Below are 15,157 nucleotides of genomic sequence, written 5' to 3' on the forward strand. Positions count from 1 at the left end.
AAGAGCAAGAGGCTTAGGCTGCTTGCTCTTTTGGTATTCAACCTAGAAGATAAAATAAAAAGAAGAACAACTATGCACTTTCATTTTTCTAAAATGCACGGGCTAGGCAATGACTTTATGGTGGTTGATTGCTTAACTCAAAATATTTTCTTTTCACCAGATTTGATCCGTCGTCTGGCTGACCGTAATCGTGGTATCGGTTTCGATCAGTTATTGGTGGTTGAAGCTCCCTATGATCCTGAAACTGATTTCCATTACCGAATTTTTAATTCTGATGGCACAGAAGTAGAGCAATGCGGCAATGGCGCTCGTTGTTTTGCTCGTTTTGTCCGAATGAAAGGCTTAACGAATCGAACGACTATTTTGGTCAGCACGAAAAAAGGAAAAATGAGTTTAAAGGTGGAAGATGATGATCAAATTACGGTGAACATGGGTGAACCTCAATTTGAACCAAACAAAATTCCATTTAAAGCGACTCAAGCTGAAAAAACCTATTTATTGCGTGCGGAAGATAAAACATTATTTTGTGGTGCGGTGAGTATGGGCAATCCACACTGCGTGACGGTGGTGGATGATGTCGATAATTACGATGTTGATAAATACGGCCCATTAGTGGAAGGGCATGAACGCTTCCCTGAGAGAGTAAACGCAGGCTTTATGGAGATAGTTTCTCCGAGCGAAATTAAATTACGTGTTTATGAACGTGGTGCGGGTGAAACTCAAGCGTGTGGAAGCGGTGCTTGTGCAGCGGTTGCTGTAGGTATAATGCAAGAACTCCTAGAAGAAGACGTTAAAGTGTCTTTGCCTGGTGGTGATTTACGTATTGTTTGGCAAGGCCCGGGTAAACCGTTATTCATGACAGGGCCTGCGACACACGTTTATGACGGTCAATTATCAATATGAATGAAGTAACACCAATAGAGCCACAGCCGACTCAATTAACGGAAGACGTTGTGGCTCAATTTTTAATGGATCACCCTGATTTTTTTCAACAGCATCCCGAGCTTCTTGGGCGAATTAAAGTCGATACTCCTGAGCGAGGCGTGGTTTCTTTAGTTGAAGTACAAGTCAGTAAGCTACGTAATCGTATTGGTGATTTAGAAGAAGAAATTACTCAGTTAATGTCACTCGCGGCAAAAAATGATCGCTTATTTCATGACTTTGCTGATGTTCAAAAACAATTATTGATGTGTGAGTCATTTGATCAAGCCGCTAAAATTATAGAGCAGAAAGCCGTCGTGCTGAATTTAACGGCTTATATAAAAATAATTGATCATGCTCATCCTAAATATAATGTAGATAAAACAGCCCTCGATAATTTCATGAAAAAATTCTTGAATGGTCGTTCTGCATACTTAGGGCGCTTGCGTCAAACTGAGCGTGATAGCTTATTGGCCTATGGTGGGCTAAATACCTCAAGTTCAGAATTGGGGTCATTCTCTGTTTTACCATTAGGACAGTCAACCCCTATGGGGATCATGGCTTTTGCTAGCCGTGATGGTGGCCATTTTCAACCGAATATGGATACGTTATTTTTGGAACAACTTGTGAGTGTGTTCCATTACTTACTAACTCAGTGGTCTAAAGCACATAATGAGTGAATCATTACCTCCGCAATATGAAAAACACCTAACTGCATTTTACGAGTTCTTGCGTAATGAAAAGGGATTGAGTATTTATACTCAACGTAACTATAAGCGCCAGTTAACAACCATTGCTGAGCAGTTAATTGAGCTTGGTGTTGATTCTTGGCAAGACGTTGATGCTGGGTGGGTTCGACAAATCACTAGTAAAGGCATGCGTTCGGGATTGAAAGCGAGCAGCTTATCGACTCGACTGTCTTCATTACGCAGTTTTTTTGATTTCTTAGTCTTACGTAATGTATTGCAAGCAAACCCCGCGAAAGGTGTTTCTGCGCCTCGTAAATCTCGACCATTACCAAAAAATATTGATGTGGATGAGATGGGGCAGTTACTGGAAGTGAATGAAGATGATCCATTATCGATTCGAGACCGAGCGATGATGGAGCTAATGTACGGCGCGGGTTTACGTTTGGCTGAATTAGTCGGAATTGATGTTCGAGACATTCAATTACGCCAAGGTGAATTACGAGTTATTGGTAAGGGGGATAAAGAGCGTAAAGTCCCTTTTTCTGGGAAAGCGAAAGAATGGTTAGGACACTGGCTGCAAGTGCGAAACCAATTAGCGAACCCAGAAGAGAAAGGGTTGTTTGTTTCTAAATTAGGCGTTCGAATTTCTCATCGAAATGTGCAAAAACGTATGGCTGAGTGGGGAATGAAGCAAGGGGTGAATAGCCACATTAGTCCACACAAACTACGTCACTCATTTGCTACGCATATGCTTGAATCGAGCGGTAACTTACGTGCAGTACAAGAATTATTAGGACACGAAAATATTTCTACTACGCAAATCTATACCCATTTAGATTTTCAACATCTTGCTCAAGCGTACGATCAAGCGCATCCAAGAGCGAAGAAAAAATAGAGATAAAGTATCGTAATTTTACTTATTGATAATAAAAAGCCAGTGAGAGCATATGATTGTTCCATTGGCTTTTTTAGTTTCTTAATAGTAAGCGTGCGGGGAACTACACCTAACAAATAAAATTCATTATGCGTATCTTACGATCTTTCATTTAACGAGAACGTAATTATGCAAAAAGATAAAAAGAGAACACCAGAGCAATGGCACGCTCTATTTGAATCTCAGCAATCTAGCAAGCTTAGTGCCGCTGAATTTTGTCGTAACCATAATATTCTGCCAAAGACATTTAGTGCACGTAAAGCACGATGGAAACAAAAGATTAACGCTTCTACTTTCTTGAAAGTAGAAGCGTTAACATCAACTATCATCGCCACTCCACAATTACCAGATATTCAACTTTCTATCGGAAAATTGCGATTAACATTGCCAGCTAATACTGAACCTCACTGGATAGGACTCTTATTAAAAGGGTATCAATCATGAATGTATTTACTGATGTTTCCACCATTTATCTTCATCGTGATTTTGTCGATTTTCGCAAGGCCATTAATGGCCTTGTCGTGATTGTTGAGCAAGAAATGCAACTATCACCGTTTAGTGATGCTCTATTTATATTTTGCAATAAGCCTCGTGATAAACTCAAAATATTGTATTGGGATAAAACAGGATTCGCTTTAAAGGTAAGGAATTTGAATGTTGCTGAGTTAGCATTGGCCCGTCTAAAAAAGCCAATTTCACCATCGCTGTTTTTTTAAAAGGTATCGAAAATATAATTATCGGGGATTTTATAACTGTTTTAGCCCTATTTCATGAGTTTTAGATACACTTATCCTACAAACCTTATTATGCTGCCCTCAATTCTGACTGAACTATCGCATGGGTGACTAAATCATTGACCGAATTTCCGACTCGGAAATTCGTAAACACCAGACGACTTTCACATAAAATACATTCGTACGGATCTACTTTTACATATCCTTTTAACATTGCGGCATACCCTGGCATTTTCGGCTCAGCTTCTATTGTCATACCTAAAGCTGCATAAACTCTAGGCAGAGCTTCTCCACGACGACGCATTGATAAAAAACCGTAGTATCGGATCATCTTGAAATGTTTATCAGGATAGTGCTCTACTATCCGTCTTATCATCTCTTCTGGTGATAATGTTAGGCTGTCTGTTGTTCCTGTTCGATGGTCTAAATAATTAAACGTTATCATTCCGCCTTTGGCGTAATGACTTAAACGTGACGCTGAAATCGGGGGCCGTTTTAAATACCGACCAAGATAGTTCATCGTCGGTTTTACATTATTTGTCTTTTTAGCAAAATGAAGCTTCCAACGACGATTATATTGACTGCTTAAAAAGCGTGACCAATCCGTTTTATTATGGATATAGGGGCATTCTTCGCTTGATAAATCAAGCTCATCATAAGCCTTACCCAATAAACTGACGATAGCCGCTCTCCAACAAGGCTCTGTCGTTTTCATTTGGAAGTAAATGGGTTTCCATAAACCGGTACGTTCACAAATTCCCCCACGAGTGACCGATAAATGTAAGTGCGTATTCCAATTCAGTTTTCGACCGTAAGTATGAAGAGCACAAAAGATACCGACATCTATTCCTTTATCTTTTGCCCATCCCAGCAGAATGTTTGCAGCACATTTGAATAATTTATTTAACAAACGGTTATGACGAAAGATAGGCCATAGCGTGTTTGGAAGGGTAAAGGTGATGTGTTGATATTCGCATTCAGGGAAGACATGTTGTTGCTTTTGTATCCATCGCTCTGTGGCTTTCATGCCACAGCTACTGCACGCTCGAGATTTACAGGTTTGGTGAATATATTTGATATGGGTACAGTCAGGGTTGCAACAATGATATTCGCGAGAGCCAAAAGCCGCTGTCCCACAGGACAGCATCTTTGTGACATTTTCAATCACGACCGCTCTTAGGTTAGCTTTGTTATTATGAAGAAATTTAAGCCAGTTATTTTGACTATTAAATAATTGTTTCAGGGGTTTATATGCGTGCATGGCGATAGGATAAACGATTTATTGGCAACAATGGAAGAGGTTGAGTCCTTTTGATTTGCGCCGTAGGCGCCTATTGTTCATTACACCCTTTTCCCGTAACATCATTTGTAAATTATTGAATGATTGCTCAAGCCCCTTTCTTAATTTAAAACGACCTGTAGCCACAATAGTCTTTTTAATTAGATAACTCTATCCAATGCTATTCGTGTGTGTGAAATTTTAATTGCCATAAATGTGACCAACTCTACACGTAATTTGTCATCGTTATCTCACAATTAAAATTTTGCATCACAAGCCATTGATTAACAAAAAATACCATGTGAGCATGCCTTTTTTATAAAATAAGAGCTAGTCATGAAAAAGTACCTATTCATTCTTCCGTTATTACTTGTAGGTTGTGATGACGATGATATCAATGCGAATAACAATACGGATGATGACGTTCAGTCTGTAATAGAAAAAACGCCAGAACTCATTGGGTTACTGCAATCACAAGAGACCATTAATGACCAATTTAGTGTGCTTTATGAACAATTTGAGCCTTTGTTAGATCGCAGTGATTCATTGACAGGGGTTGATGTCAATAATGATGGCATCAGAGATGATATAGAAGCGTTTATAGAGGCATTAGAAGTGGAAGAGCCTGTCCGCAACGCATTAAAACAAGAGGCACGTTATGCTCAAGAAAACCTCTATTATGACTTTACCGAAAAAACAGACGCCAACATCAATAAAGCCATGACAATGGGGGCTAAATACAACAAAGTTCTGGCCTGTAAAGAATTCAGAGGCATTCTTATTGATGATAACATAAACACAGGAAGAACTATCGATGCACTCACCTACAACACCAAAGCCCGCACCATGGCCTACCTTGCTTATAATCATTTACAAGATGGCGCAGTAAGTACCTCTCTGAATGCAGAGGCACAATACTGTGAATAAACTAACCGTATCGCTCATGATAGGCGCCTTACTTCCATTAAATGTAAATGCCAACTCATGCAAAATCGAAGGTTACACCATCGGCTTTTTTAATGGGGTTGCGACGACGAAGAAAGATGCTGAACGTGGGCGAGATAAAATCAAATCTACTCTTGATATCACTCAATACAACGGTGAAAAAGTGGAGTACCAACTTTTCTATAACGATTCTTACATTGAAAGTAATGGCTTTAACGTACTGGCTGATTTCGCCGAAACCTTTGACCAAAGAACTCAAGAGCTAGAGCAAAAACAATTTGACCGATGGGAAGCGTTTTGGGATATCGTTAACGGCAAGCAAGATAGCTCTATCATCAAAAAAATCAGTGCTGCATTTTCTTGGTTTGGGGGGTTTTTTACTGACTTCAACAGTCAACGTTCCAATATCATCATCCGCGAATTTCTAGAATTATTAACCCTATCGGTTGATTCTCCAGATACAGCAAAGACTCAGATGCAGCATAAGCTCATCAATGATTCCAATACATGGCAAGGGAAAAAGCTGATTTATATTGCCCATTCTCAAGGAAACTTATGGGTAAATAAATCGTACAACTATGTTGTGTCTCAATTAGGTTATGATGCAAGTAATATTCATGTCGTTCATATCGCGCCAGCCTCTCCAACATTAAGTCCTAATAGCGATTACATTTTATCTAGCTCAGACCTTGTCATTAACGGATTAAATTTTACAGGGGTGGGCTCAGTGCCTCCATTTAACACAATAATTGCACCTAGTTCTTCTGACATTGCAGGACATGGTTTAATTGAGGTTTATTTAACTCACCCTAAATCGATACAAAAAATAAAATCCGCTACGGATAAAGCATTCGCATCACTCACCAAACCAGACATGGAGGATGTACTGTTTTCAATTGATTATAATTACACCCCCACTTTTTCTGAAAGCCATGCTTCACCAGAAATTGAATTTGTTGATAATAATAACAATTGGGTAAAGAGAACGGACATTTATTCAGAGATCTCTTACTTACAAAGAGCAGATCCAAACGAAAATAAATATGAGCTGAATCCCGCCAAAGATTTTGAACCACTTTCATTCATACATAATAAGAAGGACAGAGAGAGTCAAGTAATAAGCATAGATCAATGCTCTGACATACCAAACAATGACCCCTTCATATTGGGAGAGCAATCTAACGAAACCATAAGATACGCATGGGATAAGGTGCCACCAAATACGAAGGTATCGGTTACGGTCAGAGATAGATATGGTGTGAAGTTACAAAATGACGAAGTATCTATCAATGAACTTCGTCCTAGAGGACATACTTATCAGGGGATTTTTATTGATCTAAACGCAATTAACCCTTACACAAAAGAAGAAAAAGCATTTATAAAACAACAAAAGCTAGAGACTAAATACGAACTTTATTCAGACTCAATTCTATTTTCTATCTCATCTTAATCTCTCCTCATTTTGTATGGTCAACTTTAGTTAAGTGGGCCGTTATTACGTAACAATAATTAACTTTCCTATTTATTCACTTTTCTTCTTATTTAATTACATTCATTGTTATTTTTAAAATTACGTTATACCTAGATCATAATCACATGTTTTTATATTAAACTTATTGATATAAAGGACAGTATATTGATCGTCACTAAAAAATAAAATTAATAGTCCATTTGTTTCCGTTTAATTTGAAAATAAAAGTAATTCATCCTCTTTTAACGGAGGGTTAGTAATTATTATCGTAAATTTAAAAAGGTATTAACTCTTAAATTCACCTCATTTTTTTAATACAAAAAAATATTTTCAGATTAAATTTCACTCATCAATTCCCGCTCAAGCCTTACTCTAACTAGGTAGAAGTTAAAATTAACAAAAACCACAAAACAACCATGGGAATGATAATCATTTTCATTTGAGTTTTATCATGATAGATTCCATACACTCTCAAAAACAAAGATAAATAATACATCTCAGTTAATTACATGGGATTTCATTCAACATTGATAAATGCACAGAGAAAAATATGGATACTAAATATTTTGAAAAAAACGCCAATAACGATACTCTCTTTAACCAAAGTAGTCTCTTAAGTAATGTGGATTTTTTTGATTCAAGTTCTTTAGATCATTATAAAGAAATCACAGAGTTAGGGCTCAACACGCTTATTAAAACAGTAAAAGAAACATCACACCCTAATTCTGGGATCTCGCCAGAAGAATTAAAGAACGCCTTCAAAAATATAGATTTAGATTCTCCTTTAATTGATATTAATGATGTTGTAGATGAATTGGATGAGCTTTACCTTAAGCATGCTGTCTATTTCCATCATAAAGATTACTTAGCGCATTTAAATTGCCCTGTATTATTAACCTCATTATTAGCTGAGCAAATTAGCTGTGCGATTAATACCGCGGTTGAAACCTGGGATCAAAGTGCCGGTGGTACATTCATTGAACAGAAAGTAATAGATTGGCTTGCATACCGTATAGGTTATCTAAAGTCTGCCGATGGTGTATTTACCACTGGAGGTACACAATCTAATCTAATGGCACTGTTACTGGCCAGAGAGCAATGCAGCACTAAACTTGATGACACCAAGAAAGCATCATTACCTACCAATACCAGTAAATTCCGTATTCTTTGTTCTGAATACAGCCATTATAGTATTCAAAAAGCGGCATTCGTTTTAGGCTTAGGTCAAGAGGCGGTAATTAGTGTTCCTGCTAACGCTCAGCGACAAATGGATCCGACTGCGCTTTCATCAACATTGGCATCACTGGTAGAGCAAGGATTAATTCCAATGGCGGTGGTTGCTACCGCTGGCACCACCGATTTTGGTTCTATCGATCCTATCGAAGAGATAGCTTCTCTTTGTCAGCAATATCAATGTTGGTTGCATGTAGACGCGGCATACGGTGGCGTATTACTGATTTCGAATAAATTTCCTCACTTATTGAAAAGTATTGAACAAGCCGATTCTGTTAGCATCGATTTTCATAAATCATTTTTCCAACCTTTATGCTGCTCAGCCCTTATGGTGAGTAATGGTCAATCTCTTTCTCATCTTACCTATCATGCCGATTACCTAAACCCAAAACACCAAGCCGATAATGGTATTCCTGACCTTGCCAACAAAAGTCTTCAAACATCACGACGATTCGACGCTTTAAAGATTTGGCTTACTTTACGAGCTTGCGGGCCAGAAGCCATCGGTAAGTTATTTGATGACTTAATCCTTAATACTCAAGAAGTCTATCAACGCAGTCAGCACCTAACCGATATTAAGTTTGTTCAAGAGCCACAACTGACCACATTGGTATTTAGATTCGTCGACCAACGCCTTACCCCGACAGAACAGGACACCTGCAACAGGGCAATTAGAGAGGCACTTTCTAAATCAAGAAGAGCGTTAATCGCAGCAACCGTGGTTAAAGGTCGTCAATATCTCAAAATAACGATGTTAAACCCTCAAACCCCCGTGAACAGCATCGTTGCCGTATTTGAAGCCATTAATACGTGTGGTCATTCAATCACCGAGCAACTGCTTACCAATGTAAAACAAAGCGCCTAATAAAAAAGGATATCCAGTGAATAAAAATATATACGATATTTTAGGTGTCGGTATTGGTCCATTTAATCTTAGCCTTGCCGCCCTTTCTTCCTCTGTTCCTGACTGTAAAAGCATTTTTCTTGATGCTCGTAGCCACTTCGATTGGCACCCAGGGATGATGTTAGAGGGCACAAGATTACAGACACCTTTTATGTCTGACCTTGTCACAATGGCTGATCCAACCAATGAATACAGTTTTCTTAACTACGCAAAATTAAATGATCGTCTGTACCCTTTTTATATAAGAGAAAACTTCTTTTTAGCCAGAGAAGAATACAACCACTATTGCCAATGGGCTTGTAACCGCCTATCAAACCTAACGTTTAATAGCTGCGTCACCCATATTGATTATGATGAAAATGAGGCGATATATTGCGTAAAAACACAAAACACGTTACTGGATCGTGAAGAAACCTATTACTGCCATCATTTAGTTCTCGGCACTGGGACACAGCCTTACCTGCCTGACTTTTGCAGTAAAAAGGAACCGAAAGTGACCCACTCTGCTCACTACCTAATGAATAAAGCAGAATTAAAAGCGTCTACCTGCATCACTGTTGTTGGTAGTGGTCAAAGTGCGGCTGAGATTTTCTATGATTTATTAACCGACATCGACGTAGAAAAGTACCGTCTTCGCTGGCTAACGCGTTCTCCTCGATTCTTCTCATTGGAGTATACAAAACTCACATTGGAAATGACGTCACCAGAATACATCGACTATTTCCATCAACTTGAACCAGAGCAACGCCGAGTATTAATCCAGAAACAAAAGCACCTATATAAAGGCATTAACGCCGATTTGATTAATGATATTTATGATCTTTTATACATTAAACAGTTATCACATGACTTTACTGTTGAAATGATGACGAACGTTTCTGTTCACTCTTTATCAAGCGAACAATCACAGGTAACGCTTCATTGTCTGCACACTGAAACTCAACATAATTTCGAACTACAGACTCAACACATTGTGATGGCAACGGGTTATGAATATCAATTACCTCAATTTCTAGATGGCATTTGCGCGCATTTACGCTTTGATTCACATGGAGAACTTGATGTTCAGCGAAACTACAGCGTTGATAGAAACAACAAAATCTTCGTACAAAACGTTGGCTTACATACTCATGGGCTGACTTCCCCAGATCTTGGAATGGTGTGCTATAGAAACGCGACCATTTTGAATCAGGTACTTGGCAGAACCCACTACAAAGTAGAAAAATCCATCGCCTTTCAGCAATTCTCTCCTCCAAATTGCGAAAGTCATTTATATAACGCAACCACTGAACACTCACTCGAATAAAGAGATAACGATGACAGATTTCACAGCCAAAGCTCAATGTAGCTTTACGGATCGTTACGCGCCAAAAAAAGACCAATTAATCAATATCTCTGAATTTGAGTTCAGAAATTACAACGAAGACACCGATTTTAGCGTTATTAATCAATGGTTATCTCAGAGTTATTCATCGTATTGGGGAATGAATGAACTTACCGAAGATCAGCGCAACCTTGAGCTAAAAAACACAGCCCATAAATTTGGACTGGTGGGACTAAAACGCGGAAAAATACTGTTTTATACCGAGCTATATCATCCAGCGAAAGACGAAATAGGTGAGCATTACCCAGTTCAAGAAGGTGACTGTGGCATGCACTTGATTATCGCTCCCGTTGATATTCCAGAGCATCGTTTAAGTCAAAACGTCATTACCGCAATCTCGTCATTAATTTTAGAACACCTGCCTTTTACAAGGCTCGTTGTTGAACCGGATATCCAAAATGAGAAAGTACACCGTTTAAACCACTTAATAGGTATTGAGTACAGTCAAATCGTTCCGCTTAACAGCAAAACCGCAAAATTAGGGTTTGCTACTAAGTCACAATTTTTGCAGTCACAAGGGAAAGTATCTTCAATGAAAAATAGCAGTAAGAATCCATCATTATCACTCGCCACTTCTCATTTAACGACAGAGTATTGGCATAAAGCGAATCAACATTTAATCGCGAAAATGATCACCGAGTTGAGCCATGAGCAAATCATCACACCGATAAAATTAGATGATGCATCAAATGCACAAGCCGCCTCTTGGTGTATCACCTTCAACTCGGATACGGGAACGTCTGAATACCTCTTTCGTGCACGCCAATATCAACTCGATCATTTATTTGTTGAACCACAATCAATCACTTGCACTAAAGATGATAAAAACCAACCTCTTGATGCCGTCTCTTTTATTCTTTCTTGTCGTCACCTTCTTGAGATCAGTGATGCATTGTTACCTACGTATTTAGAGGAAATCACTAGCACGCTATACAGCAAAGCCTATAAGCTCATGCACCAAAATAAGACCTCAGCTCAATTAGCGAATGCAAGCTACCAAGAGATTGAAGCTGCCATGACAGAAGGTCATCCAGTATTCATTGCTAATAACGGCAGAATTGGCTTTGATATGTTAGATCATGTTGAATTTTCACCAGAAAGTGGACAATCATTAAATTTACAATGGATTGCAGTGCTGCGTGAAAAAACAAGCTTTGCCGTCATCGAATCATTAAGCTACGACCGCCTAATTTTTGATGAATTAGGTCAATCACAACTGAATGAGTTCAATCAACAACTCTCTATGCAAGGGCTTGAACCATCACATTATTACTTAATGCCCATCCACCCATGGCAATGGCGAGAAAAAATATCACGTATCTTCGCCGCTGATATCGCCAATCAGTATGTAGTTCCTCTTGGCACGACGGAAGATAAGTATCAAGCACAGCAATCTATTCGAACCTTTTTTAACCTTTCTTCACCAGAAAAGTGCTATGTGAAAACCGCCTTATCGATTTTAAATATGGGCTTCATGCGTGGGTTATCTCCGTATTACATGAGCCGAACACCGGCTATCAATACGTTCATTGCAAACCTCATTGAAACCGATCCCTACTTTGCTAAAAAGCAATTTTTTGTTCTTAAAGAAGTCGCGGCAATAGGCTATCACCACAGCTACTATGAGCAAGCTACTCGCACTGACAATCCTTATAAAAAAATGCTTTCTTCTTTATGGCGTGAAAGTCCATACGCACCAGATCAACATGGCAATGTATTGGTAAACAAGCAGCAAAAACTACTGACAATGGCTTCATTACTGCATGTTGATGACCAAGGAAAAAGCCTGATATCAGCGTTAATGGCCGATTCGCCGTTGTCTGATCATAACTGGCTTAAGCAGTACATGGATCTTTATCTACAACCTCTTCTGCACAGCTTTTTTGCTTATGATCTTGTCTTTATGCCACACGGTGAAAACTTAATTTTAGTACTTGAAGACAACAGCCCAATCAAAATAATCATGAAAGACATCGGGGAAGAAGTGGCCATTTTAAATGGAGAAAAAACTCTACCAAATGACATGAATTGCTTGGCAGTTGATCTTGAAGACCCAATGAAACTTAACTACATTTTGCTCGATATTTTTGATTGTATTTTCCGATTCATCGCTCCATTGCTTGAGCAACAAACTCAGGTTAGCGAATCTGATTTTTGGGAGATAGTTGCCGATTCAGTCAAAGACTACCAACAAGAACACCCGCAATTTGATGCGAAATATCAACGTTACGATCTGTATTGCAGCTCGTTCGCCCGTACCTGCCTAAATCGAATTCAACTAAACAATAATCAGCAAATGATTGACCTTGAAGATAGAGAAAAGAACTTACGTTTTGCTGAGGATATTGCAAACCCTCTCGCTCTATTTGCTAAGACTCATCGCATTATTTAGTTCACTGACTTTTAGGCCAAACAATGACATTGAATACGAACATGACATCACCAAAAATACCGACATACTCACTTTTCTATGGGTTATCTTGTGTTTTAACGTTGCCAGTAATGGCAGAGGACAATGATAACGAGGCAATGGAAGTAATGACCATTACCGCGCATAAACAAGAGATTGCCAGCTATAAAACAGGTGAAACCTCAACCTCAACAGGGATGGATTTATCCTATTTAGAAACACCACAATCTGTAACTGCCGTGAACGAACAAGCCATGAAAGATCAACAACTAAACAGTGTTGTTGATGTAATGAACAGCGTATCGAGTGTTTACGCTCGACCTATGGACAACGACAGATACACCGTCTCTGCTCGTGGTATGGAAGTAAGCACCATTCTTTATGATGGCGTTCCTATCACCTATGACACCCGTTTCAATTACGGTGATAACCTAATGGATACGGCGATTTATGATCGCGTTGAAGTGGTTCGCGGTGCGAACGGATTAATGATTGGTGCAGGCGAGCCTTCAGCCTCTATCAACCTTATTAGAAAACGTCCTACTCACGATTTTAATGCCAATGTTAGCGTAGGCACGGGATCTTGGAATTTAAAACGTGGGGTCGTTGATATCTCTGGCAGCGTAAATACTGATGAAAGTATTAGAGCTCGTCTTGTTGCTGTCCATCAAGAACGTGACTCCTACTTAGACAGATACGAACAGAAAAGAAGTACATTATATGGCGTTATTGAGGCCGATTTAACCACCGACACCTTATTAACGGTCGGTACCGATTATCAATATAACGAGCCAAAAGGCACCATGGCGGGAGGACTTCCCCTCTTTCATAGCGATGGTACGAGAACAAATTACAGCACATCAGCAACCACCGCTCCTGACTGGGCATCCGCTGAAACCACAGCATTAAATTCATTTGTCAGTCTAGAGCATAGCTTTAACCCAGATTGGGTAATAAAAGGAACGTATACCTATGGTGATAACAGCTTAGATTTCAATTATTTATGGCCGAAAGGTTTTCCTGACCCAAATACAAATGAAGGTATGGTTCCAGGCAGTATTAATTATATTGATGGAAATCGAAAAATTAATAATCTTAACCTAACTCTCAAAGGTCATTTTTCTCTGTTTGGACAAGATCACCAAATGATCGCGGGTTTCAACAATCAAAAAATGACGTTCGAGAATACTTACTATAAAGGGCTAAACGCACAATCAGAGGTCGGTGATTTTACTGACCCAAATTGGTCTTATCCAGAACCGGAATGGAGCAGAGAAAAAAGCTGGGAATCAACAGGAGAAACCAAACAACAAGGGATCTATGTCGCCTCACATATCAATGTAACTGACCAGTGGTCTTTCGTTCTTGGTGGACGATTGAGTGACTGGGAAACCGATATGAATGACTTTGGAACCCTTCATAAAAATAAAATCAGTAATGAATTTACCTCATACGTTGGGACGACTTATGCAATAACCCCCATTGTTGCGGTATACGCCAGTTACTCTGATATTTTCACACCGCAAAACGTAAAAGGTAAAAATAATACGTATCTCGACCCGATTAAAGGAAAGAACTATGAAACAGGAATTAAAGCAAGCCTCTTGGATGATCAGTTAAACCTTTCTCTTAATGGCTTCAACACGTTACAGGATAATTTAGGAATAAAAACTGGCGACGTCGATCCAAATACAGGGATGCCTATTTATCGTGGTGTTGATGGTACAGAAACCAAAGGGTTCGAGTTTGAAACCAATGGTGCCATCACAGATGACTGGAACTTAACGCTTGGCTATACCTATTTCAAAATAGAAGATCCACAAGGAAATAGATTAAAAACAGACATCCCTAACAAACAACTCAAACTCTTCACCACTTATGAATTAGGTGACGTTTTAGAGGGCCTCCAAATTGGCGGAGGGGCTCGTTGGTACAGCAGTATTTATAAAGAAGTAAGCGGTATACCTAATGTTGGAGATACCAAAGTAAAACAAGACAGTTACGCGATATACGATGTAATGGTGCGATATGAGGTAAACAAAAAACTTAACGTCAATGCAAATGTTAAAAACCTTTTTGATAAAGAATATTACAGCCAGATGGGGATCTATAACCAATATCACGCTGGCGAGCCTCGTAATATAAGCGTGAATGTTGACTACCAATTTTAAGACCAACGCTGTTCATTCATTTATCTCAAATTTACTTGGAGGCCCCTACCGTAAGGTAGGGCGACATTTTATAACTATATTA

At 39.0% G+C, this 15,157-nt stretch carries 12 protein-coding genes; 11 read left to right on the plus strand and 1 reads right to left on the minus strand.

All coding sequences use genetic code 11. The annotated features are described in order from the left end of the window. The first annotated feature begins 72 nt into the window (after positions 1-72). The 5 genes from dapF to tnpB all read left to right on the plus strand — a co-directional run bounded on the left by dapF (position 73) and on the right by tnpB (position 3,260). Positions 73-903 (plus strand): diaminopimelate epimerase, encoded by an 831-nt coding sequence (gene dapF / locus VSAL_RS00900; RefSeq protein ID WP_012549019.1) that lies wholly within the window; start codon positions 73-75, stop codon positions 901-903. Next, positions 900-1,601, plus strand: a complete 702-nt coding sequence (locus tag VSAL_RS00905; protein WP_012549020.1) for a DUF484 family protein — start codon at positions 900-902, stop codon at positions 1,599-1,601. Before dapF ends, VSAL_RS00905 begins: the two co-directional genes overlap by 4 nt. After that, a complete protein-coding gene (xerC, locus tag VSAL_RS00910; RefSeq protein ID WP_012549021.1) occupies positions 1,594-2,505 on the plus strand; it encodes a tyrosine recombinase XerC in 912 nt (303 codons plus the stop codon). The genes VSAL_RS00905 and xerC overlap by 8 nt, the downstream gene beginning before the upstream one ends. A 168-nt stretch (positions 2,506-2,673) precedes the next feature. After that, positions 2,674-2,988: an IS66 family insertion sequence element accessory protein TnpA gene (tnpA, locus tag VSAL_RS00915; protein ID WP_012548925.1), complete on the plus strand. Its 315-nt coding sequence runs from the start codon at positions 2,674-2,676 to the stop codon at positions 2,986-2,988. Continuing rightward, positions 2,985-3,260, plus strand: coding sequence for an IS66 family insertion sequence element accessory protein TnpB (gene tnpB / locus VSAL_RS23330; RefSeq protein ID WP_049940314.1), 276 nt, complete (start codon positions 2,985-2,987; stop codon positions 3,258-3,260). Before tnpA ends, tnpB begins: the two co-directional genes overlap by 4 nt. 88 nt (positions 3,261-3,348) lie before the next feature. Here the strand turns inward: tnpB and VSAL_RS00925 are convergent, their stop codons facing one another. Continuing rightward, entirely contained in the window at positions 3,349-4,539 is a 1,191-nt protein-coding gene (locus tag VSAL_RS00925) for an IS91-like element ISVsa9 family transposase (protein WP_012549022.1), read from the minus strand. A gap of 354 nt (positions 4,540-4,893) precedes the next feature. Between VSAL_RS00925 and VSAL_RS00930 the strand changes: the two genes are divergently transcribed. The 6 genes from VSAL_RS00930 (at position 4,894) to bitA (ending at position 15,075) form a co-directional block, all read left to right on the plus strand. Next, entirely contained in the window at positions 4,894-5,484 is a 591-nt protein-coding gene (locus VSAL_RS00930) for a hypothetical protein (protein WP_012549023.1), read from the plus strand. Positions 5,485-5,500: 16 nt separating this feature from the next. Then, entirely contained in the window at positions 5,501-6,952 is a 1,452-nt protein-coding gene (locus VSAL_RS00935) for a hypothetical protein (protein ID WP_012549024.1), read from the plus strand. Positions 6,953-7,523: 571 nt separating this feature from the next. Further along, entirely contained in the window at positions 7,524-9,071 is a 1,548-nt protein-coding gene (locus tag VSAL_RS00940) for a pyridoxal phosphate-dependent decarboxylase family protein (RefSeq protein WP_012549025.1), read from the plus strand. Between the two features lie 16 nt (positions 9,072-9,087). After that, positions 9,088-10,416 (plus strand): lysine N(6)-hydroxylase/L-ornithine N(5)-oxygenase family protein, encoded by a 1,329-nt coding sequence (locus VSAL_RS00945; protein ID WP_012549026.1) that lies wholly within the window; start codon positions 9,088-9,090, stop codon positions 10,414-10,416. Positions 10,417-10,426: 10 nt separating this feature from the next. After that, on the plus strand, positions 10,427-12,886 hold the full coding sequence (locus VSAL_RS00950; protein ID WP_012549027.1) for a GNAT family N-acetyltransferase: 2,460 nt from the start codon (positions 10,427-10,429) through the stop codon (positions 12,884-12,886). Positions 12,887-12,909: 23 nt separating this feature from the next. Then, complete coding sequence (gene bitA / locus VSAL_RS00955; RefSeq protein ID WP_012549028.1) at positions 12,910-15,075, plus strand: TonB-dependent siderophore bisucaberin receptor BitA; 2,166 nt, start codon at positions 12,910-12,912, stop codon at positions 15,073-15,075. Positions 15,076-15,157: the final 82 nt, after the last annotated feature.

This window comes from Aliivibrio salmonicida LFI1238, from assembly GCF_000196495.1.
GTDB lineage: Bacteria > Pseudomonadota > Gammaproteobacteria > Enterobacterales > Vibrionaceae > Aliivibrio > Aliivibrio salmonicida.